The following is a 26522-nucleotide window of genomic DNA, read 5'->3' on the forward strand; positions in this document are numbered from 1 at the left end:
AAAATGCGAATTGGCATACTAGGAGGAACTTTTGATCCACCTCATATCGGTCACCTTTTAATGGCTGAAGAAGCAAGGCTTCAGATGAACTTAGATGAAATTTGGTGGATGCCTAATAAAATCCCCCCTCATAAAGAGAAGGAAAGCGACACAACAGAACAAGATCGATTAGAAATGGTAAAAGAAATGATATCATTACATAGCCATTTTAAGGTATGTGATATAGAGCTTCATCGAGAAGGACCTTCTTATACGGTAGATACGTTAAAACTATTAAGAGGCCAACATCCCAATGCTGTATTTTATTTTATCATTGGTGAGGATAGTTTAATGAACTTACATAAATGGTATAAGAGTGAAGAAATAAAAAAGCTTGTATCATTTATTGTTATCCGTAGACCGGGTTACGATACTAATGAGGCAACAGAAGGTATAACATTGCTAGAAGGTCCTACAATAGATGTTTCGTCTACGACAATTAGAGAAACATTGAATACAGGGACGTTTAATCGATTTTTGTTGACTAAAGGTGTATTCGACATGATAAAGGAGCGTCACTTATATGAATGAGGAGCAAGCACTTTTAGAAGTGAAAAAGGCTTTAAAGACGCGACGGTATGAGCATACAGTTAGGGTGAGGGATGAAGCGCAGAAATTAGCAAATCAATATCATGTAAACATAGAAAAGGCGAGGGTTGCTGCAATTCTTCACGATTATGCAAAATACCGCTCAGTTGAAGAAATGAAACAGACGATAAAAGACGAAAAGTTAGATAAGAGATTGCTCTTTTACGGAAACGAAATTCTACATGCATTTGTTGGAGCAACATATGTTCAAAAGGAATTAGGTGTAGACGATGAAGAAATAATATCTGCTATCCGATACCATACTACTGGAAGAGCACAGATGACGGACATAGAAAAAGTCGTATTTTTAGCGGACTATATTGAACCGGGTAGAACATTCCGAGGTGTGGAAGAAGTACGAGAGAAGGCATATAAAGATTTGGACCACGCTTGCTTTCTTGCTCTTAGGAATACGGTTCAATTTCTCGTTGGTGTAGAGAAATCTATTTACCCTGATACATTTGAAGCATATAATGATTTTGCTCAGAAAATAAAAGGAGGTAAGTGAATCGTTTATGGATAAAAAAGTGTTGTTAGATTTAGCAGTTAGAGCTGCAGATGACAAAATAGCAGAAGATATTGTTGTACTAAATATGGAAGGTGTCTCTCTCATTACAGACTACTTTGTTATTTGCCACGGGAATTCCGAAAAGCAAGTGGAAGCCATTGCGAGGGAAATAAAAGACCGTGCACAGGAAAAAGGAATAGAACTAAAAAGGTTAGAAGGTCTACAGGAAAGTCGATGGGTACTTATTGATCTTAATGAAGTAATTGTCCACGTTTTTCATAAGGATGAGAGACATTATTATAACTTAGAAAAATTATGGGGAGATGCGCCTACCTTAACTGTAGAGCAAGTGTTAAACAGTTAGATGTAAAGGAGTTACAAATGATGAGCGATAGACATTTTGCTGCTATTTATGATGTATTAATGGAAGATGTCCCCTATCATAAGTGGGTAGATTATTGTAAGAAGTACATACCCAATAATAGTGAAGTTCTTGATGTAGCTTGTGGTACGGGCACTTTCACAATTTTATTATATAAAGCCGGCTTCACAGTTTCAGGAATTGACATAGCAGAAGATATGCTTACTATAGCAGAGGAGAAAGTAAGAGATAAGCAACTGCCGATTCCTTTATTTCATCAAGATATGCGTTCCCTTTCAGGTTTTTCACAACTTGATGCTGTGACTTTGTTTTGCGATGGACTAAATTATTTAATGGATGAGACTGATGTTCAAATCACATTTACTAGGATCGCATCTGCCTTAAAGTCAGGAGGTATCTTTTTGTTTGACGTACATAGTTTATCTAAAATCAGAAACACCTTCAATGAACAGCTGTTTGGTGAAAATCGGGAGGATATTAGTTACTTATGGTTTTGCAACCATGGATCGCAAACAGACAGTGTTGATCATTCTTTTACTTTCTTTGTTAAAAATGAAGATGGATCATATGAAAGAACGGATGAAGAGCATAGTCAACGAACTTTTCCTATTGAAGAATATGTAAGGTGGCTACAATTTGTGGGATTCCATAATATTGAAGTTTCAAGTAATTTCGGGGAAACTTCCGTAATAGAGGCTGATGATAGAATTTTTTTTAAAGCAGAAAAAAAATAGAAGGATTTCTATAATTAGTTGTCGAAATAAAAAGGTGCCCTATAAAAAAGAGTTAATAGGACACCTTTTTGCGTTATTTTCCAGTCTCAGCACGCGTGTTATTTTCGGTTAATTGTTTTTGAATTAAATGACGATCCTCAGCGTACTTTTCATGAGTACTTTTGAATAAATGGTTAAATTGTTGGCCAATTTCAGAGCGTAGAACATTTAAGCCTACCCCTGTCACCCCACCAGGTACAGTTACTCTTTCTTGCAAAGTCTGTAAGGTGAAATACTTCTTTCTTAATAGCTCTCCGTAACCAATAAGCATCGATTCCATAATATTTGTTGCTTCATCTTCCTTAATATTCGTTTCTTGAACAGCTGCCTTAATCATTTCCTCGACTAAAAAACTAATGAATGCTGGGCCGCAGCAGCCTATATCAGACGCTACCCTTGTGACGTCATCCGATATTAACTCAGGTGTCGAAATCGTTTTAAAGAATCTCATCAATTCTTCTTTATCTTCATTCGCTACATTTTGACCGAACGTAACTAGGGAAGGCCCTTCTTGAGCTCGGTTAACAATACTTGGTATAAATCGAACAACCTTTGCCTCTGTTATTTTTTCCAACTCTTCAACTAAAAGTGGGCTAGTAATAGAAATGAGTACATGGCGTTCCGTAAGTATATCTTTCACTTCTTCTAAGAGCGGAATCATTTGTAAAGGTTTTGTACATAAAAATACCCAATCACATTCTTTTATGAGACTTCGGGCATCTCCGGCAACGTTTACTCCTTCATATGAATCCGCAATTTGTTTTGCTTTGTCAATTGTACGATTTGTAATTGTCACATTGTTTGGGGTGATTGCATGAGCATCAAGGAATGATTCAATTAATATTTTCCCCATGCTTCCTGTCCCGATGAAGCCAATTCTCTTCAATCGTTCCCCCTCCTTTTTATAGCGTTCTTCCATCATTGTATGAATGAAAATGAAATATATGAGTGAAGGGTGGTAAATTCATGTTTATTTTAAGGTTTCAACAAAAATGGCCAATGGTAGCTGCTTTTTTACTATGTTTTTTACTTGGAGTACTTTCATTATTTATTTTCCAGCAAGTAACTCAAGAAAGAGAGGGGGAGGAGGATTGGAATTTAATATTTGAAGATAGTGAATCGCACATAGTGATGGAAGAAATCGATGATATTATTATTGTTGATATAAAAGGAGAGGTGAATAGACCTGGAATTTATGAAATGAGTTTTGGAGAACGTGTCCATGACGCTATTGCACAAGCCGGAGGATTTACAGAAAATGCTGAGAAAAATGCGTTGAATTTAGCAGAAAAATGCTTTGATGAGATGGTAATTTATGTACCCTCACAGTTTGAAGGAGAGGATATAGGAGTTGTTCTTCAATCAGAAAATACAGATGGAAAAGTACGAATAAATATTGCTTCTGAAGGGGAACTTACTGAACTTCCCGGCATTGGACCTGCTAAAGCGAAAGCAATCATTCATTTTAGAGAAGAAAATGGCCATTTTCAAAAAATAGAAGATGTAGTTAATGTACCAGGAATAGGGGAAAAGACACTAGAAAATATTCGTGAATACATAAGGGTTCCTTAAATTATTCATTATTGATGTTATAAAGTAAAATTTTATTTGACGCATATGTGGATGCTTGTCTAAACTTATAATATATTTGACGAATAATGGAGTTTGTTGGAGGAGGGATTCAATTGGATAGAATATCATGGCATCAATATTTTATGGCGCAAAGTCATTTACTTGCATTAAGAAGCACGTGTTCCCGTTTAATGGTCGGGGCAACAATAGTACGAGATAAACGTATCATTGCTGGGGGGTATAATGGGGCCATATCTGGTGGTGTCCATTGTATAGATGAAGGATGTTATGTGATAGATGACCATTGTGTTCGGACGATTCACGCAGAAGTTAATGCACTGTTACAATGTGCTAAGTTTGGTGTTGCTACAGAAGGATCCGAAATATACGTCACGCATTTCCCATGCTTAAATTGCTGCAAAGCTTTAATACAAGCTGGCATTAAAAAAGTATACTATGCCAACGATTATAAAAATCACCCATACGCTTTAGAGCTTTTTGAGCAAGCAGACGTCATTGTCGAACAAGTAGAGCTTGAGGAAATGATTCTAGATAGAAATAATGAAGAGAAGCTCATGTTCACTGCAGATTTATTGGCGAGGCTTAAAAAATTAGGTATAGAAGGTAAAGAGTTGAATGAGTTAAAAGAAAAAGCAAATCGTTTATATACTTCGACTTAAAGAATGTCGTTTTCGTTATCCACTAAAGGATAGGGGGTTTAATAGTTTGCTTAATAACTGTTAAGGCCCTCATCCTCCCCAAATACTAACATAAAATTGGAATAGAGGTGATAAGTTGTTTAGAAGAATGTATTCATATACTCTAGTGTCCATTGCTGGTTTAATATTATCTCTGACAAGCAATTGGGTTATTCCCCTTTTTCTTCTTATAGTAGCTGTTTTACCCCTCATTTTTAATCACCATGAGAAAAACAAATCCATGACATTACTACTTTTAATTTTTACTTCAATTTGTTTTTATTTTTATGGACTTTGGACGATAGATAAGAGTGAATCAACACTGACAGGCGAGGAGACATCTATTGTAGGCAAAGTAGTTACACAACCGACATTGACACAATCTTTGCGCTGGTCATTCGAAGTAAAACTTCAAGACGGAGAACGAATACAAGCATTCTCAACTGTAGAAAATGAGCCCTTCTACAACGAAGTGTGTCAATTTAGCGGAAGTATTTCACCCCCTCACTCAAATACAAACCCTTATACTTTTAACTATGAACAATATTTACAAGAAAAAGGTGTCCATTGGGTACTATCTGTTGAGGAAATAAAAGGGGGTTGTATAAATCAAAAGGTAACTATGAAGGGAAAGGTTGAGTTATTACGGAAAAAGGGAATTGAAAGGCTAATAAACATAGAGGAAGGTGATACTTCTGCCCTAATGGTAGCATTAGTTTATGGAGACAGATCTTATCTTACTGAAGAGAGAGTCAAAACGTATCGTCAACTTGGAATTATTCACTTATTAGCTGTCTCAGGACTACATATTGGTTTAATTACTTTATCACTATTTTACTTTTTTTGTAGGATAGGATTGACGAAAGAAAAAACTAGTCTCATTTTAATATTAATACTGCCTGTATATATTGTGATTGCTGGTGGAGCGCCTTCTGTCATACGTGCCTCAATTATGTGCATGTTAGTGCTATTGGCTACAGTAGTTAATCAGAAAATGAAAGTCATCGATTTATTATCAATACTATGCATCGTACTACTTATCATTAATCCATTCTATATTTTCCACTTAGGCTTTCAGCTTTCTTTTCTCACGAGCTTTTCACTCATTTTGTCCCAATCATTATTGAATGATACAAATAAAATATTCACTTTATTTAAGGTAACCTTTATAGCACAGCTAGTTTCAATGCCTCTTATACTATATCACTTTTATGAAATCTCCCTATTATCAGTAGTTATTAATTTAATTTTTATACCATTTATTTCAATGTGGATTCTTCCACTGTCTTTTCTAACGGTTATATTTCAATTGTTGTTTCCACCACTTTCACATGTGACATTTTATATCGCTTCAACAAGTTTATCATTTTCACATAAGGTGTTAGATGTCGCTTCAAAGTGGAAGTGGGATATGCTAGTTTTTGGACAACCATCCATCTATATTTTAGTATTACTGTACGCTTTTATCATCTTATGTTTAGTTTCATTTGAGAAAAAAATAGTGATTTTAAAGTGGATATCATCCTCTCTTCTTATAGGTGTATTAAGCTTTCAATATTTCCAACCATATTTTTATGCCTTTGCTGAACTTACGATATTAGATGTAGGACAAGGAGATGCAATTGTTATTACACTTCCAAGAAGCAAAATAACTTATTTGGTGGATACTGGCGGCTATGTATCATGGGGAGAGGAAAGGTCGAATACCGTTTATGGCCCCGGTAAATATGTCATTGAACCGTATTTAAAAGGTAAAGGAATTAAAAAAATAGATAAATTAATTTTAACCCACGGTCACTATGACCACATAGGAGAAGCTTGCTATTTGTTAGAAGAAATGGATGTTAAAAGTATAATGTACCCAAAAACAGAAAATATTGCTGTTGAAGCTCATGATACTTTTGGATGTGCACAAAACAAGAAAGTACCAGTACAGTTTGTAAATGAGGGAGAATGGTGGAATGAAAAAGGTCAATACTTTGCAGTTCTTAATCCATATGGCAATGAAGCAAAAGAAAATGATAAATCAATTGTATTGTTTGTTAACCTAGAAGGGAAACAAGTGCTATTAACTGGAGACATAGAGGGGGATGCTGAGACGAGGTTAATAAATTCGTATTCTGCAGATCTTCACATAGACATTTTAAAAGTTGCACATCATGGTAGTAAATCATCGACAAGCGAAGGTTTTATAGAGCATTTTCAACCTGATATTGCTGTAATTTCTGCTGGGAGAAATAATAGGTTTGGTCATCCTCATGAAGAAGTAATGTCAAGGTTAGATCAATATAATGTAAAAGCATTTCGCACAGACTTAGATGGTGCGGTTATGATAAAAATTAGGAGTAACAAAATAAAAATTGAAACAACGGTGAAAAGAGAACAAGAAACACTTGACTATAGGTAAGAAAGAGGTTGACTCAAAAGCTCGATTTTTTTTACCTTTTGAGTCAACCTCTTATATGTACTTATCTTGTACCGAAAAATTCAATTACTTGAGCAATAATAAAGATTGTCATGAAGAAACCAAATGTAACAACAAACCCAACCCCACTATCAATTAAATCGTTTCGTTTTGATTGAACGTCTTTTTCAAATTCGTTTGCCATTCAAAGCCCCCCTATCAACTATATAGTATACGAAATATCTTCATAAAAATCCACAAAATAAAGTCGAGGATTATTACGAGTTAAAAATAACCTTTTTATTCACTGAACATTGACATTTTTATCCTCACCAAGTCGGTTTCTCCCTTTTTATATTATACATTGTTATTCCTGTAAAGAGTTGTCACCTATATTAACACGTGGCATAGGATATGATAACAAGTACAGAAGAGAAAAGCGGATATCGCTATAGTGAAGTGTCCTAGGTGCTTTACTGTAGCGTTTATCATAAATGGGGAGACGGCAAATACTTGCTTTCTTCCCTTTTTCTTTAAAAGTGATAAAATGGAGGTGTGAATTTGTCGAGAGGGGATGTACCCAAATGGCTTACATAGATATTGTTAGAAAGATAAAAAAAGGGCATGTTGCATCTGTATATGTCTTAACTGGAACGGAGCAATACATATTAGAGGATACGATTCATCTCATCATTAAGAATACATTAGCGGATGAAGAAAAGGAATTTAATTTATCAACATACGATATGAAGGAATACCCAATTGAATTAGCTGTCGAAGAAGCATATACTTTTCCGTTTATGGGTGGAAAAAGAGTTGTGATTGTTAAGGATGCGTACTTTTTAACTTCTCAAAAGGTATCATCAAAAATTGAACACAACACGAAGCAATTAGAGGGGTATTTAGAAAACCCTGCACCAGAAACGGTTTTGATTTTATTAGCCCCATACGAAAAACTTGATGAACGAAAAAAAATTGTGAAGTTAGCAAAAAAAGCAGGTGAGTATGTTAGTGGATCTGCTTTAGAAGAGAAGGACTTAAAGCTATGGATCATGGATCGTGCAAGGGATAACAATGTCACTATTGATGATTTGGCAATTGAACAATTAGTCTTGTTAACGAGCGCAAAACTGATGATTTTAGCTAGTGAGATCAAAAAATTAGCCATTCATGTTGGTGATGGAGGGAGAATAACAGAAGAAATAGTAAATGAGTTAGTTCCTCGTTCGTTAGAGCAGAACATCTTTTCTTTAGTAGAGGGTGTAGTAAGAAGGGAAATTAGTCATTCTTGGGCAATATTTTTAGATTTAATTAAACAGAAGGAAGAGCCGCTTAAAATAATTGCATTGATGGTGAGGCAGTTTCGAATTTTGTACCAGGTGAAGCAATTGACACTGCAAGGTTATTCACAAAAGCAAATAGCTGGTCAATTAAAGCTACATCCATACGTTGTGAAGCTTGCTATGGGACAAGCAAAGCAATTTAACGATGATGAATTGTTAGCCTTACTAGATGAGTTAGCTAATATGGATTATGAAATAAAGACAGGCAAAATTGATAAAGTATTAGCTGTCGAGATCTTCTTTTCTAAACGTGCAAAAATTACGAATTAATAAAGAGACGTGGTTGACGCAGTAGGTTATTTTTACCTATTGAGTCAGCTTTTTCTTTTCTATCCAGTGAGAAAAAATGGGCTTATGGTAAGATGGGAAGCCCCCATCTGCCCTTGAGCAAATAAAAAAGAGCATGAAGGTAAGATGGCACCGCACCTTCCCTTCACTCCCATCATAGTACCGATAATGCTCCTATTTAGTAATCCTCTTTCAAGCGTTCTACATAAAACGATAGTATTTAACAAAGAATAAATGCATTAAAAATAAAAAAGGCATTCCACCTAAGATGTGAATGCCTTGTCTGCTTTATTATGCAGATACTGAGTTCAAACGTTTTTGCAAGTTCGACTTTTGACGATTTGCTGCGTTTTTATGGAGTAGCCCTTTATTAGCTGCTTTATCAAGTTTTTTGGTTGCCACCAAGAATGCTTGTTTTGCTCCTTCAACATCGTTACTTTCAGCTTTCGCGTTAAAAGCTTTGATTGCTGTACGAAGGTCAGATTTAAATGCAGCATTTTGAGCGCGACGTTTTTCAGTAGTTTTAACACGTTTGATAGCAGATTTAATGTTTGCCATCCATTTCACCTCCTTGATGCAACCGTAATAACGTTTCATTATCCGTGCAACACTAAGGATTGTACCAAAAGCAAATTTAAAATGCAATAGAAAATATGGGGTAATAAAAGAAAACATTTCTTTAGAGAGCTAATTTTACTCAAAATTAAAGAGGTGACAAAAATGACAAAAGAATTAGACTTAAGCAGTTATCAAGTACGTACTGACTTAGCAGTAGAGGCACATGAGATGTTAGTGGAAAGAGAGGGACAGAAAGAGAAAAAAGAAGAAACCTCATCTGCTATTGATGGAGTCAAGGTTGAAAGTAGAGATATTGACGGAGTAAATATTACAAAGGTTGATATTTCTGAGGGTGGTTCTGAGAGGATTGGAAAAAAGGCAGGGCAATATTTAACATTCGAAGCACAGGGAATACGCCGTAAAGACACAAATATACAAGATCGTGTTGAAGAAATTTTCGCAAAGGAATTTCATCAATTTTTAAATGAATTAGGAATCAAACAAGATGATCGTTGTCTTGTAGTAGGACTAGGTAACTGGAATGTGACTCCAGATGCACTAGGACCTCTTGTAGTCGACAATTTATTAGTGACAAGCCATTTATTCGAACTTCAACCTGAAAATGTCTCGGAGGGATTTAGACCTGTCAGTGCAATTACTCCAGGTGTAATGGGGATTACAGGTATAGAAACGAGTGATATTATTCATGGCGTTGTTGAAAAGGTAAAACCTGATTTTATCATAGCGATTGATGCATTAGCGTCAAGATCAATTGAGAGGGTGAACACAACAATTCAAATATCTGACACTGGCATTCATCCAGGTTCTGGAGTCGGAAATAAAAGAAAAGAGCTATCAAAGGAAGTGTTAGGTATTCCAGTTATAGCAGTCGGAATTCCTACGGTTGTTGACGCAGTATCGATTACGAGTGATACGATAGACTTTTTATTAAAGCACCTAGGTAGAGAAACAAGAGAAAAAAATCAACCTAAACGTCGATTAGCCCCTGCGGGTATGACGTTTGGTGAAAAAAGAAAATTAACAGATGAAGATATGCCAGGAGAACAGGAGAGACAACAATATATGGGGATTGTTGGCGCTCTTGATGAAAATGAAAAAAGACAGTTAATCTCTGAAGTACTAGCGCCGATAGGACATAATTTAATGGTTACCCCGAAAGAAGTTGACGACTTTATAGAAGATATGGGCAATGTTTTAGCACAAGGTTTAAATGCTGCGTTACACGGAAGTATTGATCAAGAAAATGTCGGTGCTTATACGCATTAATTTTATTCCCAGTTAAAAATAAGAATTTGGTCTAATTCATCCTTTTTTGTCATACACATCGTCTATAGACGTGGACAAGAAAGGATGAAATTTTTATGAGAAGGCGCCCCACTGTTAAACGACGCAATTTACAACGGAATAGGACAAGCATTCAAAAAGCCTTTTCCTCACTTGTAATGTCAATAGTCATGCTGTTTTTTTTCATTACATTAATCACTTCTTTAGGAACAGGGAGTGTTTTCTCTTCCTCTTCCATAAACGAAGCTAGCAGAAATATATCGAGTGAAATGTTTATTCAAATTATGGGGATAGAAAACCCTTATTTTACACAATCACTTCCAGAAGACTACAATCCACCATCAGTGTCAGCAACAGTTTTTGAGCTAGCTACTAGCATAGATCCTGGTGATCATAGAACGTTATTAGGAACAGAGTTACCTGGTTTCTCTCTTTTTGATGGAACGATTATTTTAGCAGGTGAAGGAGTCGATTATACCGAAATGCCTCTTGAATCAGCGCCTCCGATGGAAGTGTTGTTGGCAGAAAGTGAAGCGGCTGATGAGAGAATTGCTGAAATCGACATGCTAAGGGAAGAAATGGCTGGACAAGACGAACTTGAAAATGTAGTTCACATCATGCATGCGCATAACAGAGAATCTTTTTTTCCTGAGTTAAAAAATGTTGATACTGAAAATGAAAATAACGCGAATCACCCAACAGTAAACATCACTTTAGCTGGAGAGAGGTTGGGGATGGAGCTATCCAAATACGGTATAGGCTCTCACGTCAATACGGAGGATATCGGTGCGATGCTAAGTGAGCGAAGCTGGCAATACAGTCAATCATATGATATGGCACGAGAAGTATTGAAAGATGATATTGAGGATCATGGAGAATTTGAATTTTATTTTGACCTTCACCGTGATGCCGCAAGAAGAGACAGGACGACAATTGAAATAAATGGTGAAAAGTATGCACAAATATACTTTGTTTTAGGTTTAAATAATCCGAATTTTGAACAGAATCAACAGTTAATGACAGAATTACATGAACGATTGGATGAGGACTATCCAGGACTTAGTAAAGGAATATTTGAGCCACCAGCAGGTCCAGGAAGGAACGGTTTATATAATCAAGACGTGTCACCTAACTCTATCTTAATTGAATTCGGTGGTGTCGATAATTCACTTGAAGAAGTTTATCGTACCGTTGAAGTGTTTGCCGAGATTTTTAGTGATTTTTATTGGGATCAGCTTGAGGAGGGAGAATAATGGCACATTTATTAAGCAGAGGCCTTTTATTTGTAGCGATACTTATGTTTGGTTTTATATTTGGTGTTGTTTATTCTAACCATGCTACCGTAGAATCACAGTTAATAGAAAATGAACCGACAGAAAAGAGAGAAGAAAAAGCGAGCGTTCCTTCTCCTGGATTTATACTAAATGATGAGAAAAAGGATAGTAGTGACGATTTAAAAATCGAGATGGAGGATGAAGAGGGGATTGTTATTTATGGCGATGGTGAAGATGTGCTACAAGAACTAAGGTCAGATGTTGATATAGAAAGAGACTTATTAGATAAACAACAGTTCGCACAAAAAAATGGCCATAATTTTTTCTCTGAAATGGGGATTCGGACAGCTGACACACTTGAAGGAGTGTTTCGTTCATTATTTTCAGTAATTGAATAACTGTAATGGAGGGGGATTTAACACGGTATTCTTGCCGAAATGAATCTCCCTCCTATCTTTTTTAGACAATGTATTGTACATTAACAAAGATATTTGGAAATGTTTCTTATAATCTTTTTAAGAAATATTTGAAGATGTAATGTAACTATTGCTATAATAAACGTTAGTGTATTTTACAAAGAAGCGGATATAACAGTAAATTCTTTGAAGTGAACAGTAGGAGTGGATAGTTACATGAAGCCTGAAGAACGTTTAAAACGTAGAGATAAAATTCGCAATTTCTCAATAATTGCCCATATAGATCACGGTAAGTCAACATTAGCCGATCGTATACTAGAAAAAACGAGTGCTTTAACGCAACGAGAAATGAAAGAGCAAATGTTAGATGCGATGGATCTAGAGAGAGAACGAGGAATCACGATAAAGCTTAATGCTGTTCAGTTGAAATATACGGCAAACGATGGAGAGGATTATATTTTCCATCTTATTGACACACCTGGTCACGTAGATTTTACGTACGAGGTATCCCGAAGTTTAGCTGCTTGTGAAGGTGCGTTACTTATTGTTGATGCTGCTCAAGGCATTGAAGCCCAAACACTTGCAAATGTATATTTAGCCTTAGACAATGACTTGGAAATTATTCCAGTGATTAATAAAATTGATCTGCCAAGTGCTGAACCTGAAAGGGTGAAACAAGAGGTAGAGGATGTTATTGGTCTTCCTCAAGAAGATTGTGTATTGGCTTCTGCAAAATCAGGAATTGGTATTGAGGAAATCCTTGAATCTATCGTAAAAAATGTTCCAGCACCACCAGGGGACCCTGCTGCGCCATTAAAAGCAATGATTTTTGATTCTTTATATGATCCATATAGAGGGGTTATCGTATATATGCGAATCGTAGAAGGAACAGTAAAGCCTGGGGATAAAGTTCGTATGATGGCAACAGGTAAAGAGTTTGAGGTGCAAGAATTAGGTGTATTTACACCGAAACCAGATGTTAGAGAAGAACTTACTGTTGGTGATGTAGGGTTTATGATTGCATCTATCAAAAATGTTGGCGATACACGTGTTGGTGATACTGTCACAAGTGCTGATCGACCAACAGACGAGGCGTTACCTGGCTATAGAAAGTTAAACCCAATGGTTTTCTGTGGGTTATATCCAGTTGATACGAATGATTATAATGATCTTCGTGAAGCACTTGAAAAACTGGAGTTAAATGATGCTTCATTACAATTTGAACCTGAGACATCTCAAGCATTAGGTTTTGGTTTCCGCTGTGGTTTCCTTGGCTTACTGCATATGGAAATTATACAGGAGCGTATTGAGCGTGAGTTCAACATAGATCTCATTACGACGGCTCCAAGTGTAATTTATCACGTTTATTTAACTGATGGAGAAACAATGAGAATTGATAATCCATCTAAAATGCCAGATCAGCAAAAAATCGAGTCAGTGGAAGAGCCATATGTCAAAGCACAAGTGATGGTTCCAAACGATTATGTTGGTGCAGTGATGGAACTTTGTCAGAAAAAGCGTGGCGACTATGTAGATATGCAATATATGGATGAAAATCGAGTAACGATAACTTATGAAATACCATTATCAGAAATCGTGTTTGACTTCTTTGATACGTTAAAATCAAATACAAAAGGGTATGCTTCATTTGATTATGAAATGATAGGATACAAGGAAAGTCGCTTAGTAAAAATGGATATTTTACTTAATGCTGAACAAATTGATGCACTTTCCGTTATTGTTCACCGAGATAGTGCTTACCAACGTGGTAAAGCAATTGTTGAGAAGTTAAAAGAGCTTATACCGAGACAGCAATTTGAAGTTCCAGTTCAAGCGAGTATTGGACAAAAGATTATTGCACGTTCAACGATAAAAGCGATGCGTAAAAATGTACTTGCAAAATGTTATGGTGGAGATATTTCACGTAAAAGAAAGCTTCTTGAAAAACAGAAGGAAGGTAAAAAGCGCATGAAGAGTGTGGGAAGTGTAGAAGTACCACAGGAGGCATTTATGTCAGTTCTAAGCATGGATGAAGGTGGAAATAAGTAACGTATAAAACCGCAGGGAATCCTGCGGTTTTTACCATGAATGAGGTGAAACTGTTGGATACAAAAGCCGTATATGTACATGTACCGTTCTGTGAGCAAATATGTCATTATTGCGATTTCAATAAATTTTTCTTGAAGAATCAACCTGTTGACGAATATTTATCCTTATGTGATCAAGAAATCAAAAACACTGTAAAAGTGCACCCGAATCATGCTATTTCATCAATATATGTCGGGGGTGGTACACCTACTTCGTTAACTACTTTGCAGCTCTCGAAATTGCTATCAAGCATAAAAGAAAATTTTTATACGGACAGGAACGTAGAATGGACGGTAGAGGTAAACCCAGGTAGTGTCGATCAAGAAAAGTTAGAAATGATGAGAGAATATGGCGTAAATAGGTTAAGTATCGGGGCACAGACGTTTCATGAAGACTTATTAAAAAAAATTGGTCGTGACCATCAACGAGAGGATGTATTCCATACAATAGAACTAGCAAGGAAAGTAGGTTTTCATAATCTGAGCATAGATATTATGTTTGGCCTTCCAAAACAAACGGAGGAACAATTTGAGGAAACTTTAAATATATTAACGAGACTTCCAATTGAACATATAAGTGCCTACTCTTTAAAGGTTGAAGAAAGAACTGTGTTTTACCAGTTATGGAATAAAGGAAAGCTATCTTTACCTGGTGAAGATATTGAAGCTAAAATGTACGAGCTCTTGCGTGAAAAAATGAAAAATAATAATTTTAATCAGTATGAAATTAGTAACTTTGCTAAAAATGGATATGAAAGTAGTCACAACTTAACATATTGGAAAAACGAACCTTACTTCGGTATTGGTGCTGGTGCCCATAGCTACGTGGCACAAGTTAGAAGAATCAATCACGGTCCGCTGCCAAAGTATATGGAAGCTGTTAAAGAAACAGGCTTTCCATACCGTGAAGAGCATCCTGTTTCCCGAAAAGAACAAATGGAAGAGGAAATGTTTATGGGGTTAAGGAAACTAGCGGGGGTTAGGCATCAAGATTTTCAAGAGAAATATCATCTCAACATCGAACAGGCTTTTCCTGGTGTCATACAAGATCTCATAGATCGTGGCTTAATACAAGATAATGGTGTCGTTATTAAGCTGACCGAGTCAGGACTTTTACTTGGAAATGAGGTATTTGAACGTTTCCTTCTCAATGAATAAATAATCATTAAATATCATGCATAAATTCAAGCGTTGTAGATTGACAATGGCAATCCTCTTTGGTAAGTTATTATATAGATTTAGCACTCAACGATGATGAGTGCTAACAGGAGGGGGATGCATATGCTAACGGAACGTCAGCTTCTTATATTAAAAGCAATCATAGATGACTATATTACGCATGCAGAACCTGTAGGATCACGAAGTGTATCTAAGCGGGAGGACATGACGTATAGTCCAGCAACAATTAGAAATGAAATGTCTGATTTAGAAGAATTAGGTTTTTTAGAAAAACCACATAGCTCTGCTGGTAGAATTCCTTCTCAAAAAGGCTATCGTTATTATGTTGACCATTTGTTATCTCCTAAAAAGCTAACTAAAAAAGAAATTACTGGAATTCAATCTGGTTTTCGTGAGCGTTTTAGTGAAATAGAGCATGTTATACAACAATCAGCGAAAATATTATCAAACTTAACGAGTTACACTTCAATTGTGTTAGGACCTGAAATTTTCGAATCTAAATTGAAACAAATACAATTAGTACCTATTTCGAGCGATGCTGCCGTGGCTATCATCGTCACTGACGCTGGCCATGTTGAAAACCAAACAGTAACGTTACCGACTGGAATAAAGGTAACTGATCTTGAGAAAGTTGTAAATATTGTTAATGAGCAGCTAAAAGATGTCCCACTCGTACACCTTCGACAAAAGTTAAATTCTGAGTTTGCAAAAATTCTCAGTACGTATATTGACCAGTACGATGAAGTGATGAGTTTATTGCACCATACATTTTTATCGCAGCAGCATGACAAAGTGTTTTTTAGTGGAAAAACAAACATTTTAGCACAGCCGGAATTTCACGATGTTGAGCGAGTGAAACGGTTATTCAACATATTTGAAGAAGATGCGCTTATGTCGAAGTTGTTTCGCTCAGAGGATAAAGGAATAACAATTAAAATTGGCCAGGAAAATAGATTTGAGCCTTTTGATGATTGTACAGTCATTACAGCTACTTATACTGTTGAAGGTAAGCATATGGGTACAGTAGGTATTTTAGGTCCAACGAGGATGGAATATCCCCGTGTGATAGGAATTATGGATTATCTTACGAAGGATTTGTCGAAACTATTATCAAATCGATATCAAAAGTAAAAACTATATTAGTTGACAAAAAGTATAAGTCCATTTATTCTCCTAGATTGGGTAGGGAAACTTTCATATAAAAAGTTTCACCTAATAGATATTTTTTAGAAAATTGAGGAGGTGAAAGTTTTGGAACAGCAAAATCGTACGACTCATGAAGAAGAACAAGTTGATCAACAGGAAGTACAGGATGTGGAAGCTGATGTAACTGAAACTGAAGGAAATAAATCAGAGGAAGTGGAGGAAGCACAATCTCCTGAACAAGAAGTTGAACAAAAACTTGAAGAAACAACAAACCGTTTATTACGTTTACAAGCAGATTACGAAAACTTCCGTAGACGTACAAGGCAAGAACGTGAAGCGGATGCTAAATATAGATCACAACGACTTGTAGAAGAATTACTACCAGCGCTTGATAATTTCGAAAGAGCGCTTACGGTTACTCCAGAATCTGAAGAGGCTAAAAGTCTTATACAGGGCATGGAAATGATTTATCGTCAATTACAGGATGCATTAAAAAAAGAAGAAGTCCATCCTGTTGAAACAGTAGGATATCCTTTTGATCCTCATTTCCACCAAGCTGTAATGCAAGTGGAGACTGATGAATATGAAAAAAATATCGTTGTGGAAGAGCTTCAAAAAGGTTATAAGCTAAAAGATAGAGTGATTAGACCTGCTATGGTTAAAGTAAACGGGTAGTACTACATAAACGAAAGAATGGAGGCATTATGCAATGAGTAAGGTTATTGGAATAGACTTAGGTACAACAAATTCGTGTGTGGCTGTCATGGAAGGTGGCGAAGCAACAGTAATTTCTAATGCAGAAGGTGCGAGAACGACTCCTTCCGTAGTTGCATTTAAAGATGGAGAACGACAAGTAGGGGAAGTTGCAAAACGTCAAATGATTACAAACCCTAATACGATTGTTTCTATTAAACGTCACATGGGGACAGATTATAAAGTAGAAGCAGAAGGTAAAAATTATTCTCCACAAGAAGTTTCGGCTATCATTTTACAAAAATTAAAAGAAGATGCTGAAGCATATTTAGGTGAGAAAGTGACAAAGGCTGTTATCACTGTTCCAGCATATTTTAACGATTCTCAACGTCAAGCAACGAAGGACGCAGGTAAGATTGCTGGTTTAGAAGTAGAAAGGATTGTCAACGAGCCTACTGCAGCAGCATTAGCTTATGGTCTTGAAAAAGAAGATGATCAAACAATTTTAGTATATGACCTTGGTGGTGGGACATTTGATGTTTCTATCTTAGAACTAGGAGATGGGTTCTTTGAAGTAAAAGCAACTTCTGGTGACAATAAACTTGGAGGAGATGACTTTGACCAAGTAATTATTGATTATTTAGTTGCTGAGTTTAAAAAAGATAACGGTATTGATCTTTCTCAAGATAAAATGGCGTTACAAAGATTGAAAGATGCTGCAGAAAAAGCGAAGAAAGATCTTTCAGGTGTATCACAAACCCAAATCTCATTACCATTCATTACAGCAGATGCTTCTGGACCAAAACATTTAGAGTTATCTTTATCTAGAGCGAAATTTGAAGAGCTTTCTTCTGATCTTGTAGAAAGAACGATGGGACCAACTCGCCGTGCAATGCAAGATGCAGGACTTTCTGCTAATGAAATTGATAAAATTGTTCTAGTCGGTGGATCAACACGAATTCCAACTGTTCAAGATGCAATCAAAAAGCTTACAGGTAAAGATCCTCACAAAGGAGTTAACCCTGATGAAGTGGTAGCATTAGGTGCGGCAATACAAGCTGGTGTTTTAACTGGTGATGTTAAGGATGTTGTACTACTAGACGTTACGCCTCTTTCATTAGGTATCGAAACAATGGGTGGTGTCATGACAAAGCTGATTGATCGAAATACGACGATTCCTACTAGTAAATCTCAAGTATTTTCAACAGCTGCTGATAACCAACCATCAGTAGATATACACGTATTGCAAGGGGAACGTGAAATGGCGGCAGATAATAAAACATTAGGTCGTTTCCAATTAACGGACATTCCACCAGCGCCTCGTGGTGTACCGCAAATTGAGGTGTCTTTTGATATCGATGCTAATGGTATCGTAAATGTACGTGCTAAAGATTTAGGGACAAATAAAGAGCAATCCATTACAATTACCTCTTCTTCTGGTTTATCTGATGAAGAAATTGACAAAATGGTAAAAGAAGCAGAAGAAAACGCAGAGGCAGATAAAAAACGCCGTGAAGAAGTGGACCTTCGTAACGAAGCAGACCAGCTCGTTTTCACTACTGAAAAGACATTGAAAGATTTAGGCGAAAACGTTGATGCTGCTGATAAAGAAAAGGCTGAAGCAGCAAAAGATAAAGTGAAATCAGCTCTAGAAGGTCAAGACATTGAGTCTATTCGTTCAGCAAAAGATGAACTTCAAGAAGTTGTTCAACAGCTATCAACGAAACTATATGAGCAAGCTGCACAACAAGCGCAAGCTCAGCAAGGCGCAGATGCTAGTTCTGCAGAAAACAGTGCAAACAATAGTGATGACGTCGTTGATGCAGAATATGAAGAAGTAAATGAAGAGGAAAAGAAATAAAGGGTGCACTAAAACTATCCTTTAAAAATGATAGTTTAGAAAAAGTCAAAGTCAGATTTTACGACTTTGACTTTTTCAACGTAAAACCCGTAACTAGAAAGGGAACGATCTACATAAGAATTCCTATAGTCTTGCTTCATTGAGCTGTCAATGGTAAGATATTCGTTATGGATTAGAGTCGGGAGTGGATATATATGAGTAAAAGAGATTTTTATGATGTTCTCGGGGTAGACAAAGGAGCATCTGAAGCTGAAATTAAAAAAGCATATCGGAAGCTAGCTCGCCAATATCATCCAGATGTAAATAAAGAAGCTAACGCAGAGGAAAAATTTAAGGAAGTAAAAGAAGCGTACGATACCCTTAGTGATTCCCAAAAAAGGGCACATTATGATCAATTCGGTCATACAGATCCGAATCAAGGCTTCGGAGGAGGAGCAGGGGGCGACTTCAATGGCTTCAGTGATATTTTTGATATGTTCTTTGGCGGTGGTGGAAGACGTGATCCAAATGCACCTAGACAAGGGGCAGACTTACAATATACGATGACTTTAGAATTCAAAGAAGCTGTTTTCGGGAAAGAAACAGATATTGAAATACCAAGAGAAGAAACATGTGATACATGCCATGGATCTGGAGCGAAGGCTGGAACGAGTCCAGAGACTTGTAGTCACTGTGGAGGTTCTGGGCAATTAAATATCGAACAAAACACACCGTTCGGTAGAGTGGTTAATCGTCGGGTTTGTAACCATTGTAGTGGAACAGGGAAGCAAATTAAACATAAATGTCGTTCTTGTGGTGGACAAGGAAAAGTAAAAAAGCGAAAGAAAATTCATATTAAAATTCCAGCTGGTGTAGATACTGGACAACAAATTAGAGTTTCTGGGCAAGGAGAGCGTGGAGTAAACGGTGGGCCACCAGGTGACTTATTTGTCGTGTTTAATGTGAAAAGTCATGAGTTTTTCAAGCGTGATGGAGATGATATCTTCTGTGAAATGCCATTAACATTTGTTCAATCAGCATTAGGAGATGAAATAGAAGTACCAACTTTAAACGGGAAGGTAAAACTAAAAATCCCCGCTGGAACGCAAACTGGTACACACTTTAGGTTAAGAGGAAAAGGTGTTCCAAATGTACGAGGAATGGGACAAGGTGATCAGCATATCCAAGTGCGTGTGATAACACCAAAAAAATTATCAGAAAAACAAAAAGAGTTACTTCGTGAATTTGCAGAAGTCAGTGGAAATGAAGTACCGGATGAACAGAATGAAAACTTCTTCGAAAAAGTGAAAAGAGCTTTTAAAAGCTTTGGTGACTAATCATGATTGTTTATATTGTTAGATAAGTAAAGAGGAGTTGGTGTCATTGAAATGGTCAGAAATATGTATTCATACAACACAAGAAGCAGTGGAACCTGTTGGGAATATTCTACACGAGGCTGGGGCAAGTGGCGTCGTCATTGAAGATCCACATGACTTAGTTAAAGTATGGGACACTAATTTTGGTGAAGTATATGAGTTGTCACCAGAAGATTACCCTGAAGAGGGAGTAATAATGAAAGCTTATTTACCTGTTAATAGCTTTTTAGGTGAAACTGTTGAAGAAATCAAAGAGGCCATTAACCAACTCCTTATTTATGATATTGATATAGGTCATAACAAGGTTACGCTTAGCGAAGTGAATGAAGAAGAATGGGCAACAGCTTGGAAAAAGTACTATAAACCAGTGAAAGTATCAGAAAATATTACAATTACGCCTACGTGGGAAGAATATGAAAAGGTTCACGAGAAAGAACTTATTATTGAACTTGATCCTGGAATGGCTTTTGGTACTGGCACTCACCCAACAACCGTTCTTTGTATCCAAGCGTTAGAAAAGCATTTAAAATTAGGGGATACTGTTGTTGATGTTGGAACTGGTTCTGGTGTCCTTAGTATTGCTGCAGCGAAACTAGGCGCTCAACATATTCTTGCGCTTGACTTAGATGATGTTGCAGTTAAAGCTGCAAATTTAAATGTGAAACTTAATAGAGTTCAGGATAGAATTGATGTAAAACAAAGTAATCTCCTTGAAAAAGTAGAGAGTAACCCAACATTAATTATTGCAAATATATTAGCAGAAGTTATTGTAAAAATGACAGATGATGCATTCGGTTGTTTACAACCAGGCGGTAAAATAATAACTTCTGGCATAATCCAAGGTAAGAGAAGTTTTGTGAAAGACGCGTTAATAAAAAGTGGCTTTGAAGTATGTGAAGTCGTTGAAATGGAAGATTGGTTAGCTATCATTGCAAAAAAACCAGAATAGGTGAAGAGTTATGCAAAGGTATTTTATAAATCCACAGATGTTTCATGAAGATCATGTAGTGATATCTGGCGATGACGCTAAGCATATTAGCCGAGTCATGAGAATGGAGCAAGGTGATAATATTATTTGTTGTACAACAAGTGGCGTATGTTACGAATGTGTAATATCTGAAATGAAAGATAGTTACATATATGCGACTATTGAAAAACAAGAATCTAAAAGTGTGGAGCTACCAGTGAATGTAACGATAGGTCATGGTCTTCCTAAAGGAGATAAATTTGAGTGGGTTATCCAAAAAGGCACCGAATTAGGGGCAAAGAACTTTTTACCATTTGAAGCAGAACGTTCTATCGTTAAGTTAGACAAAAAGAAAGCAGACAAAAAGATAGATCGTTGGAATAAAATCGCAAAGGAAGCAGCAGAACAATCCCATCGACAGCAATTGCCAAAGGTAATGGAAGTTCAACGTTTTTCTCAATTGTTAGATCATGTTGATGGTTATTCCTATGTTTTAGTTGCTTATGAAGAAGCAGCTAAAAACGATGAGAAAAGCCAATTGTTTTCAGTGTTACAGGAAGTGAAAAAAGGAGAATCAATCTTATTCCTATTTGGACCTGAAGGTGGTTTTTCTGATCGTGAAATTAATGAATTAACAAAAAAAGGTGCACTTATTTGTGGGCTGGGACCTAGAATATTGAGGAGTGAAACTGCTCCTTTATATGGGTTAACAGCCATATCATATCATTTAGAATTACTGGGGTGATGACAATGCCAACTGTAGCTTTCCATACATTAGGCTGTAAAGTAAATCATTATGAAACAGAGGCGATATGGCAGCTGTTTCAACAGGAAGGATACGAGAAAACTGATTTTAACCATAGTTCAGACGTATACGTTATTAATACATGTACGGTAACAAATACAGGTGATAAAAAAAGTCGCCAAGTAATTAGGCGTGCGATTCGTAAAAATCCAGAAGCAGTTGTTTGTGTAACTGGTTGTTATGCGCAAACTTCTCCAGCTGAGATTATGGCCATTCCTGGAGTTGATATTGTTGTAGGAACGCAGGACCGACATAAGTTAATTCCATATATTGAGCAATATCAAAAAGAACGAGAGCCGATCAATGGGGTAGGTAATATTATGAAGGCTCGTGTATATGAGGAATTAGATGTTCCAGCATTTACAGATAGAACGAGGGCTTCTTTGAAAATCCAAGAAGGTTGTAATAATTTTTGTACATTTTGTATCATTCCATGGGCGAGAGGTTTAATGCGTTCAAGAAAGCCTGAGGAAGTAATTAAACAGGCTGAGCAATTAGTAGCTTCAGGTTATAAAGAAATTGTCCTCACAGGTATTCATACAGGTGGTTACGGGGAAGATATGAAGGATTACAGTTTAGCGAATCTATTATTAGACCTTGAGAAGGTAGATGGTCTAAAACGCATACGAATTTCTTCTATAGAAGCGAGTCAAATTACGGATGAGGTCATTCAAGTCATCGATCAATCCGAAAAGGTTGTTAACCATTTACACGTACCACTTCAATCTGGATCAAATAGTGTATTAAAAAGAATGAGAAGAAAGTACACGACAGCATTTTTCTATGAAAGAGTAGAAAAGCTGAAAAAAGCACTACCTGGTCTAGCGGTAACTTCAGATGTTATTGTAGGATTCCCTGGTGAAACTGAGGAAGAGTTTAACGAAACATTTGAATTTATTAAGAAAGTTGGTTTTTCTGAACTTCACGTCTTCCCATACTCAAAGCGCACAGGTACGCCAGCAGCAAGAATGGATGATCAAGTTGACGATGATGTTAAAAACGAACGCGTTCATAAATTAATTGCTTTATCAACTCAGCTAGCGAAAGAATATGCATCTAGCTATGAAGGGGAAGTATTAGAAATGATCCCTGAAGAGCTAGATAAAGAAAATCCTGATGCTGGACTTTATGTGGGCTACACAGATAACTATTTAAAAGTCAGAGTCAAAGCGGATGAGAGTATAGTTGGTGAAATAGTTAAAGTTAAAATAGACAAAGCCGGTTACCCTTTTAATAAAGGGAGTTTTGTACGCATCATAAAAGAAGTTAAACAAGAAGTTGTATGAAACTAACACTGTCCTATCGCTAACCGATTATTAGGACAGTGTTTATTTTTAAACTTTGCCACTCGGGACAATCGAGGTATACTCCCTGTTGTGAGAGAGGCTCGCTTTTCTTTTAAGCTCTGTTAAACATTGTTGTTGATTTACACTTCAGTAATTCCTCGTCTTACTGACAAAAACATGATATTCTTTGTATTGGTTTTACTATGAAAAGAAAGGGATGACTATTTATGACTACTACAAATCTTGCAGCTTTAATTGATCATACTTTATTAAAGCCAGACGCAACGAAAGATCAAATTATTACATTAGCAAATGAGGCAGAAGAATATAATTTTGCTTCTGTGTGTGTTAATCCAACTTGGGTACCTACAGCATTTGCAGTATTAAAGGATACACAAGTGAAGGTGTGTACTGTAATAGGATTTCCATTAGGTGCAAGCACTTCTGAAGTAAAGGCACTAGAAACGAAAAATGCAATTGAAAATGGAGCAACAGAAGTAGATATGGTTATTAATATCGGAGAACTGAAAGAAAGCAATGATGAATACGTACATAATGATATAAAAGCGGTTGTAGAGGCAGCACAAAATAAAGCATTAACGAAAGTTATTATTGAGACTTCCCTTTTAACAGATGAAGAAAAAGTACGAGCTTGTGAGATTGCTGTAAAGGCTGGAGCAGATTATGTGAAGACATCAACTGGTTTTTCTGGTGGAGGGGCGACGGTAGATGATATTACCTTAATGAGGAAAACAGTAGGCCCAAATATTGGAGTGAAAGCATCTGGTGGAGTAAGAGACCGTGAAACTGCAGTAGCGATGGTAGAGGCTGGTGCAACAAGAATAGGTGCTAGTGCTGGAATTGCTATCGTTAGAGGAGAAAAAGGCACTGAAACATATTAAAAAAAATCCTAGAAGGGTAAATACCCTTTTAGGATTTTTTTTAAGGTATGAAAGGATTCGGATAACGTATATTATTCATTTTAGTGGCGTCCTATGAATCCTTTGAATGAGCTGAGAAAACTGGTTAGTAAACGGAAGTATAAGTATGGAACAAACGACGTTATAAATGAGAGTAGCATGGGCTAACTGCTGTGATGGTACGGATGATAACTGCTCGATAAACTGCGAAAAAATTGGGACAAAGGGTAAAAAGATAACGAGACCAATAAAATTAATCCATATATGCGCATACGCAGTAAGTTTTGACTCCTTACTACCACCAAGACTTGCTAACCAAGCTGTCGTACATGTGCCTAAATTAGCTCCAAGCATGATTATTATACCAGTAGGTAAATGTAATATATTCTCATTCATAAAGCTCATGGACATTGCAATCACAGCAGAACTCGATTGAATAATAGCTGTTAATGATATACCAATAGATAGAGCTAGAGCAGTATACTCATTTGTAATTAAGAACCAATTATATATAGATGTAATGGAAGAAATAGGATAGGAAAGGGATTGAAACCCATCCATAGCTACTATAATACTACTAAAACCAAATAAGAAGCACCCTATGCTAAATACAATATAATTTTTCGTCAAAAGAAAAAATATCCCGATGATTAGTAAAGGGAAAATTAGCCATGAAAGGTCTATCGCTAAAACCTCTAACGTTACGACAGTACCAATGTTTGTTCCAAGGATAATTCCGATAGAATGCTTAAACGGAATATACTTAGCAGCAACTAATCCTACAGTTATTATCATGACTGCAGAACTGCTTTGCAGGATAGCAGTGACTAATATTCCTACAAGAAAACCTTTAGCAGGGTGATCGACGAAAGTATATATCCATGTTTTCATTTTGTTTTGTTGTAGTTGCATTAAACCATGTCGCATGACAGTCATTCCAAATAAAAAGAGTGATATGTATATTGCAAAAAGGGAAAAAATTTGATTCATTGATGATTTCCTCCTCTCAAATTATGTGTATGAAAAAATAGGACATCGATGACAAGCTTTTAAGTATGGGAGATAAAATATAATTTTTGATCAAACGCGAATGTTTTCGTGATATAAGTTGACCGAAAGTCATCATTCGTTTATAATCAACAAAGACATGCATTTTAGTGTGTCTTTCGATTGGTTGTTTGGAGGGAGGGATATAGAATGGCAGAAACACGTGTACGTAAAAATGAATCCATAGACGCTGCTCTTCGTCGCTTCAAGAGAACCATGTCAAAAGAAGGCACATTGGCAGAGGTTCGTAAGCGCAAGCACTATGAAAAACCAAGTATTAAGCGTAAAAAGAAATCAGAAGCAGCTCGTAAGCGTAAGTTCTAAGAGAGGGTGTATTTCCTTGAGTCTTCTTGATCAACTTAATCAAGATATGAAGGACGCGATGAAGAAAAAAGAAAAGCAACGTCTATCTGTAATTCGATCAGTGAAGTCGCTATTGCAAAATGAAGCGATAAAGCACGGGGCTGAATTATCGGAGGAAGATGAGCTTACTGTTCTCAATCGTGAAATGAAGCAAAGAAAAGAATCCCTCCATGAATTTGAACAAGCCAATCGTGAAGACCTGGTTGAAAAAACGAAGGTAGAGATTGAACTTCTTAAAGTATATATGCCGTCGCAACTATCTGATGAAGAGCTCCAGCAAATCGTAAAAGAAACAATCGAAGAGGTCGGAGCGTCTAATAAAGCAGATATGGGGAAAGTGATGGGAGCCATCATGCCGAAGGTTAAAGGAAAAGCGGATGGTGGAAAAGTAAAACAACTTGTTCAAACATTGTTAACGTAATGAAAAAAAGGGGACTCAAAAGGTGAATTATTACCTATTGAGTCCCCTTTATTAATAAACGCAGTGTACTATTTCAGTTAATGGGTCATTCCTCTTTTCTTAGAAGCGATAAAGAAGTGATGCCACATGACTTTAAAGAAAAGATTAATACCTTGCTTCGTGCAGTTAGGTATTAGTCTTTTCTTATTCTTATCTTTATAAGTATTCAGATTCCCGGACTCAATATCTTGGTCATTCGTTTATG

General features: G+C 36.5%; 27 protein-coding genes. 23 read left to right on the forward strand and 4 right to left on the reverse strand.

Annotated features, from left to right (window positions below):
• The first annotated feature begins 3 nt into the window (after nt 1–3).
• The 4 genes from BCELL_RS07915 to BCELL_RS07930 are packed head-to-tail and all read left to right on the forward strand — an operon-like array spanning nt 4 to nt 2251.
• Nucleotides 4–570, forward strand: coding sequence for a nicotinate-nucleotide adenylyltransferase (locus tag BCELL_RS07915; RefSeq protein WP_013488170.1), 567 nt, complete (start codon nt 4–6; stop codon nt 568–570).
• A complete protein-coding gene (gene yqeK, locus BCELL_RS07920; protein WP_013488171.1) occupies nt 563–1135 on the forward strand; it encodes a bis(5'-nucleosyl)-tetraphosphatase (symmetrical) YqeK in 573 nt (190 codons plus the stop codon). The genes BCELL_RS07915 and yqeK overlap by 8 nt, the downstream gene beginning before the upstream one ends.
• Nucleotides 1136–1142: 7 nt before the next feature.
• Complete coding sequence (gene rsfS, locus BCELL_RS07925; RefSeq protein WP_013488172.1) at nt 1143–1499, forward strand: ribosome silencing factor; 357 nt, start codon at nt 1143–1145, stop codon at nt 1497–1499.
• Between the two features lie 17 nt (nt 1500–1516).
• Nucleotides 1517–2251, forward strand: a complete 735-nt coding sequence (locus BCELL_RS07930) for a class I SAM-dependent DNA methyltransferase (RefSeq protein WP_245546970.1) — start codon at nt 1517–1519, stop codon at nt 2249–2251.
• A gap of 73 nt (nt 2252–2324) precedes the next feature.
• On the opposite strand, the gene comER is transcribed toward BCELL_RS07930, so the two are convergent.
• Nucleotides 2325–3176, reverse strand: coding sequence for a late competence protein ComER (gene comER, locus BCELL_RS07935; RefSeq protein WP_013488174.1), 852 nt, complete (start codon nt 3174–3176; stop codon nt 2325–2327).
• 80 nt (nt 3177–3256) lie between these two features.
• Here comER and BCELL_RS07940 point away from each other — a divergent pair, with 80 nt between their 5' ends.
• The 3 genes from BCELL_RS07940 to BCELL_RS07950 all read left to right on the forward strand — a co-directional run bounded on the left by BCELL_RS07940 (nt 3257) and on the right by BCELL_RS07950 (nt 6967).
• Nucleotides 3257–3862: a helix-hairpin-helix domain-containing protein gene (locus tag BCELL_RS07940; RefSeq protein ID WP_013488175.1), complete on the forward strand. Its 606-nt coding sequence runs from the start codon at nt 3257–3259 to the stop codon at nt 3860–3862.
• 113 nt (nt 3863–3975) lie between these two features.
• Nucleotides 3976–4542, forward strand: a complete 567-nt coding sequence (locus BCELL_RS07945; RefSeq protein ID WP_013488176.1) for a ComE operon protein 2 — start codon at nt 3976–3978, stop codon at nt 4540–4542.
• A gap of 115 nt (nt 4543–4657) precedes the next feature.
• Nucleotides 4658–6967, forward strand: coding sequence for a DNA internalization-related competence protein ComEC/Rec2 (locus tag BCELL_RS07950; protein WP_013488177.1), 2310 nt, complete (start codon nt 4658–4660; stop codon nt 6965–6967).
• A 61-nt stretch (nt 6968–7028) separates the two neighbouring features.
• Here BCELL_RS07950 and BCELL_RS22055 read toward each other — a convergent pair whose 3' ends face one another.
• Entirely contained in the window at nt 7029–7169 is a 141-nt protein-coding gene (locus BCELL_RS22055) for a YqzM family protein (protein ID WP_013488178.1), read from the reverse strand.
• 379 nt (nt 7170–7548) lie between these two features.
• On the opposite strand from BCELL_RS22055, the gene holA reads away from it, so the two are divergent.
• Nucleotides 7549–8577 (forward strand): DNA polymerase III subunit delta, encoded by a 1029-nt coding sequence (gene holA, locus BCELL_RS07960; RefSeq protein WP_013488179.1) that lies wholly within the window; start codon nt 7549–7551, stop codon nt 8575–8577.
• Nucleotides 8578–8886: 309 nt separating this feature from the next.
• On the opposite strand, the gene rpsT is transcribed toward holA, so the two are convergent.
• Complete coding sequence (gene rpsT / locus BCELL_RS07965; protein ID WP_013488180.1) at nt 8887–9153, reverse strand: 30S ribosomal protein S20; 267 nt, start codon at nt 9151–9153, stop codon at nt 8887–8889.
• Between the two features lie 162 nt (nt 9154–9315).
• On the opposite strand from rpsT, the gene gpr reads away from it, so the two are divergent.
• From gpr to deoC, 13 genes are all read left to right on the forward strand, one after another.
• On the forward strand, nt 9316–10440 hold the full coding sequence (gene gpr, locus BCELL_RS07970; RefSeq protein ID WP_013488181.1) for a GPR endopeptidase: 1125 nt from the start codon (nt 9316–9318) through the stop codon (nt 10438–10440).
• A 95-nt stretch (nt 10441–10535) separates the two neighbouring features.
• A complete protein-coding gene (locus BCELL_RS07975) occupies nt 10536–11711 on the forward strand; it encodes a stage II sporulation protein P (RefSeq protein WP_013488182.1) in 1176 nt (391 codons plus the stop codon).
• Nucleotides 11711–12130, forward strand: coding sequence for a hypothetical protein (locus BCELL_RS07980; RefSeq protein ID WP_013488183.1), 420 nt, complete (start codon nt 11711–11713; stop codon nt 12128–12130). The genes BCELL_RS07975 and BCELL_RS07980 overlap by 1 nt, the downstream gene beginning before the upstream one ends.
• 234 nt (nt 12131–12364) lie before the next feature.
• Nucleotides 12365–14197, forward strand: coding sequence for a translation elongation factor 4 (gene lepA, locus BCELL_RS07985; protein WP_013488184.1), 1833 nt, complete (start codon nt 12365–12367; stop codon nt 14195–14197).
• 35 nt (nt 14198–14232) lie between these two features.
• A complete protein-coding gene (gene hemW / locus BCELL_RS07990; RefSeq protein WP_041808174.1) occupies nt 14233–15393 on the forward strand; it encodes a radical SAM family heme chaperone HemW in 1161 nt (386 codons plus the stop codon).
• A 123-nt stretch (nt 15394–15516) separates the two neighbouring features.
• On the forward strand, nt 15517–16545 hold the full coding sequence (hrcA, locus tag BCELL_RS07995) for a heat-inducible transcriptional repressor HrcA (protein ID WP_013488186.1): 1029 nt from the start codon (nt 15517–15519) through the stop codon (nt 16543–16545).
• A 120-nt stretch (nt 16546–16665) separates the two neighbouring features.
• The gene (grpE, locus tag BCELL_RS08000) at nt 16666–17235 is read left to right on the forward strand and encodes a nucleotide exchange factor GrpE (protein ID WP_013488187.1); all 570 of its coding nucleotides are present in this window, start codon (nt 16666–16668) and stop codon (nt 17233–17235) included.
• Between the two features lie 34 nt (nt 17236–17269).
• Nucleotides 17270–19114 carry a molecular chaperone DnaK gene (dnaK, locus tag BCELL_RS08005; RefSeq protein ID WP_013488188.1) on the forward strand — a complete coding sequence of 615 codons (1845 nt, stop codon included), beginning with the start codon at nt 17270–17272 and terminating at the stop codon, nt 19112–19114.
• 194 nt (nt 19115–19308) lie between these two features.
• On the forward strand, nt 19309–20430 hold the full coding sequence (gene dnaJ, locus BCELL_RS08010) for a molecular chaperone DnaJ (protein ID WP_013488189.1): 1122 nt from the start codon (nt 19309–19311) through the stop codon (nt 20428–20430).
• A 46-nt stretch (nt 20431–20476) separates the two neighbouring features.
• Nucleotides 20477–21418, forward strand: a complete 942-nt coding sequence (gene prmA / locus BCELL_RS08015; RefSeq protein ID WP_013488190.1) for a 50S ribosomal protein L11 methyltransferase — start codon at nt 20477–20479, stop codon at nt 21416–21418.
• 10 nt (nt 21419–21428) lie between these two features.
• A complete protein-coding gene (locus tag BCELL_RS08020) occupies nt 21429–22181 on the forward strand; it encodes a 16S rRNA (uracil(1498)-N(3))-methyltransferase (RefSeq protein ID WP_013488191.1) in 753 nt (250 codons plus the stop codon).
• Between the two features lie 5 nt (nt 22182–22186).
• Nucleotides 22187–23527 carry a tRNA (N(6)-L-threonylcarbamoyladenosine(37)-C(2))-methylthiotransferase MtaB gene (mtaB, locus tag BCELL_RS08025; RefSeq protein WP_041808175.1) on the forward strand — a complete coding sequence of 447 codons (1341 nt, stop codon included), beginning with the start codon at nt 22187–22189 and terminating at the stop codon, nt 23525–23527.
• A gap of 227 nt (nt 23528–23754) precedes the next feature.
• Nucleotides 23755–24429: a deoxyribose-phosphate aldolase gene (gene deoC, locus BCELL_RS08030; protein WP_013488193.1), complete on the forward strand. Its 675-nt coding sequence runs from the start codon at nt 23755–23757 to the stop codon at nt 24427–24429.
• Nucleotides 24430–24504: 75 nt separating this feature from the next.
• On the opposite strand, the gene BCELL_RS08035 is transcribed toward deoC, so the two are convergent.
• On the reverse strand, nt 24505–25437 hold the full coding sequence (locus BCELL_RS08035) for a Na/Pi symporter (RefSeq protein WP_013488194.1): 933 nt from the start codon (nt 25435–25437) through the stop codon (nt 24505–24507).
• Nucleotides 25438–25644: 207 nt separating this feature from the next.
• Between BCELL_RS08035 and rpsU the strand changes: the two genes are divergently transcribed.
• Complete coding sequence (rpsU, locus tag BCELL_RS08040) at nt 25645–25818, forward strand: 30S ribosomal protein S21 (RefSeq protein WP_013488195.1); 174 nt, start codon at nt 25645–25647, stop codon at nt 25816–25818.
• A gap of 16 nt (nt 25819–25834) precedes the next feature.
• Entirely contained in the window at nt 25835–26278 is a 444-nt protein-coding gene (locus BCELL_RS08045; RefSeq protein WP_013488196.1) for a GatB/YqeY domain-containing protein, read from the forward strand.
• Nucleotides 26279–26522: the final 244 nt, after the last annotated feature.

The organism is Evansella cellulosilytica DSM 2522, assembly GCF_000177235.2.
GTDB classification, from domain to species: Bacteria; Bacillota; Bacilli; order Bacillales; family Salisediminibacteriaceae; genus Evansella; species Evansella cellulosilytica.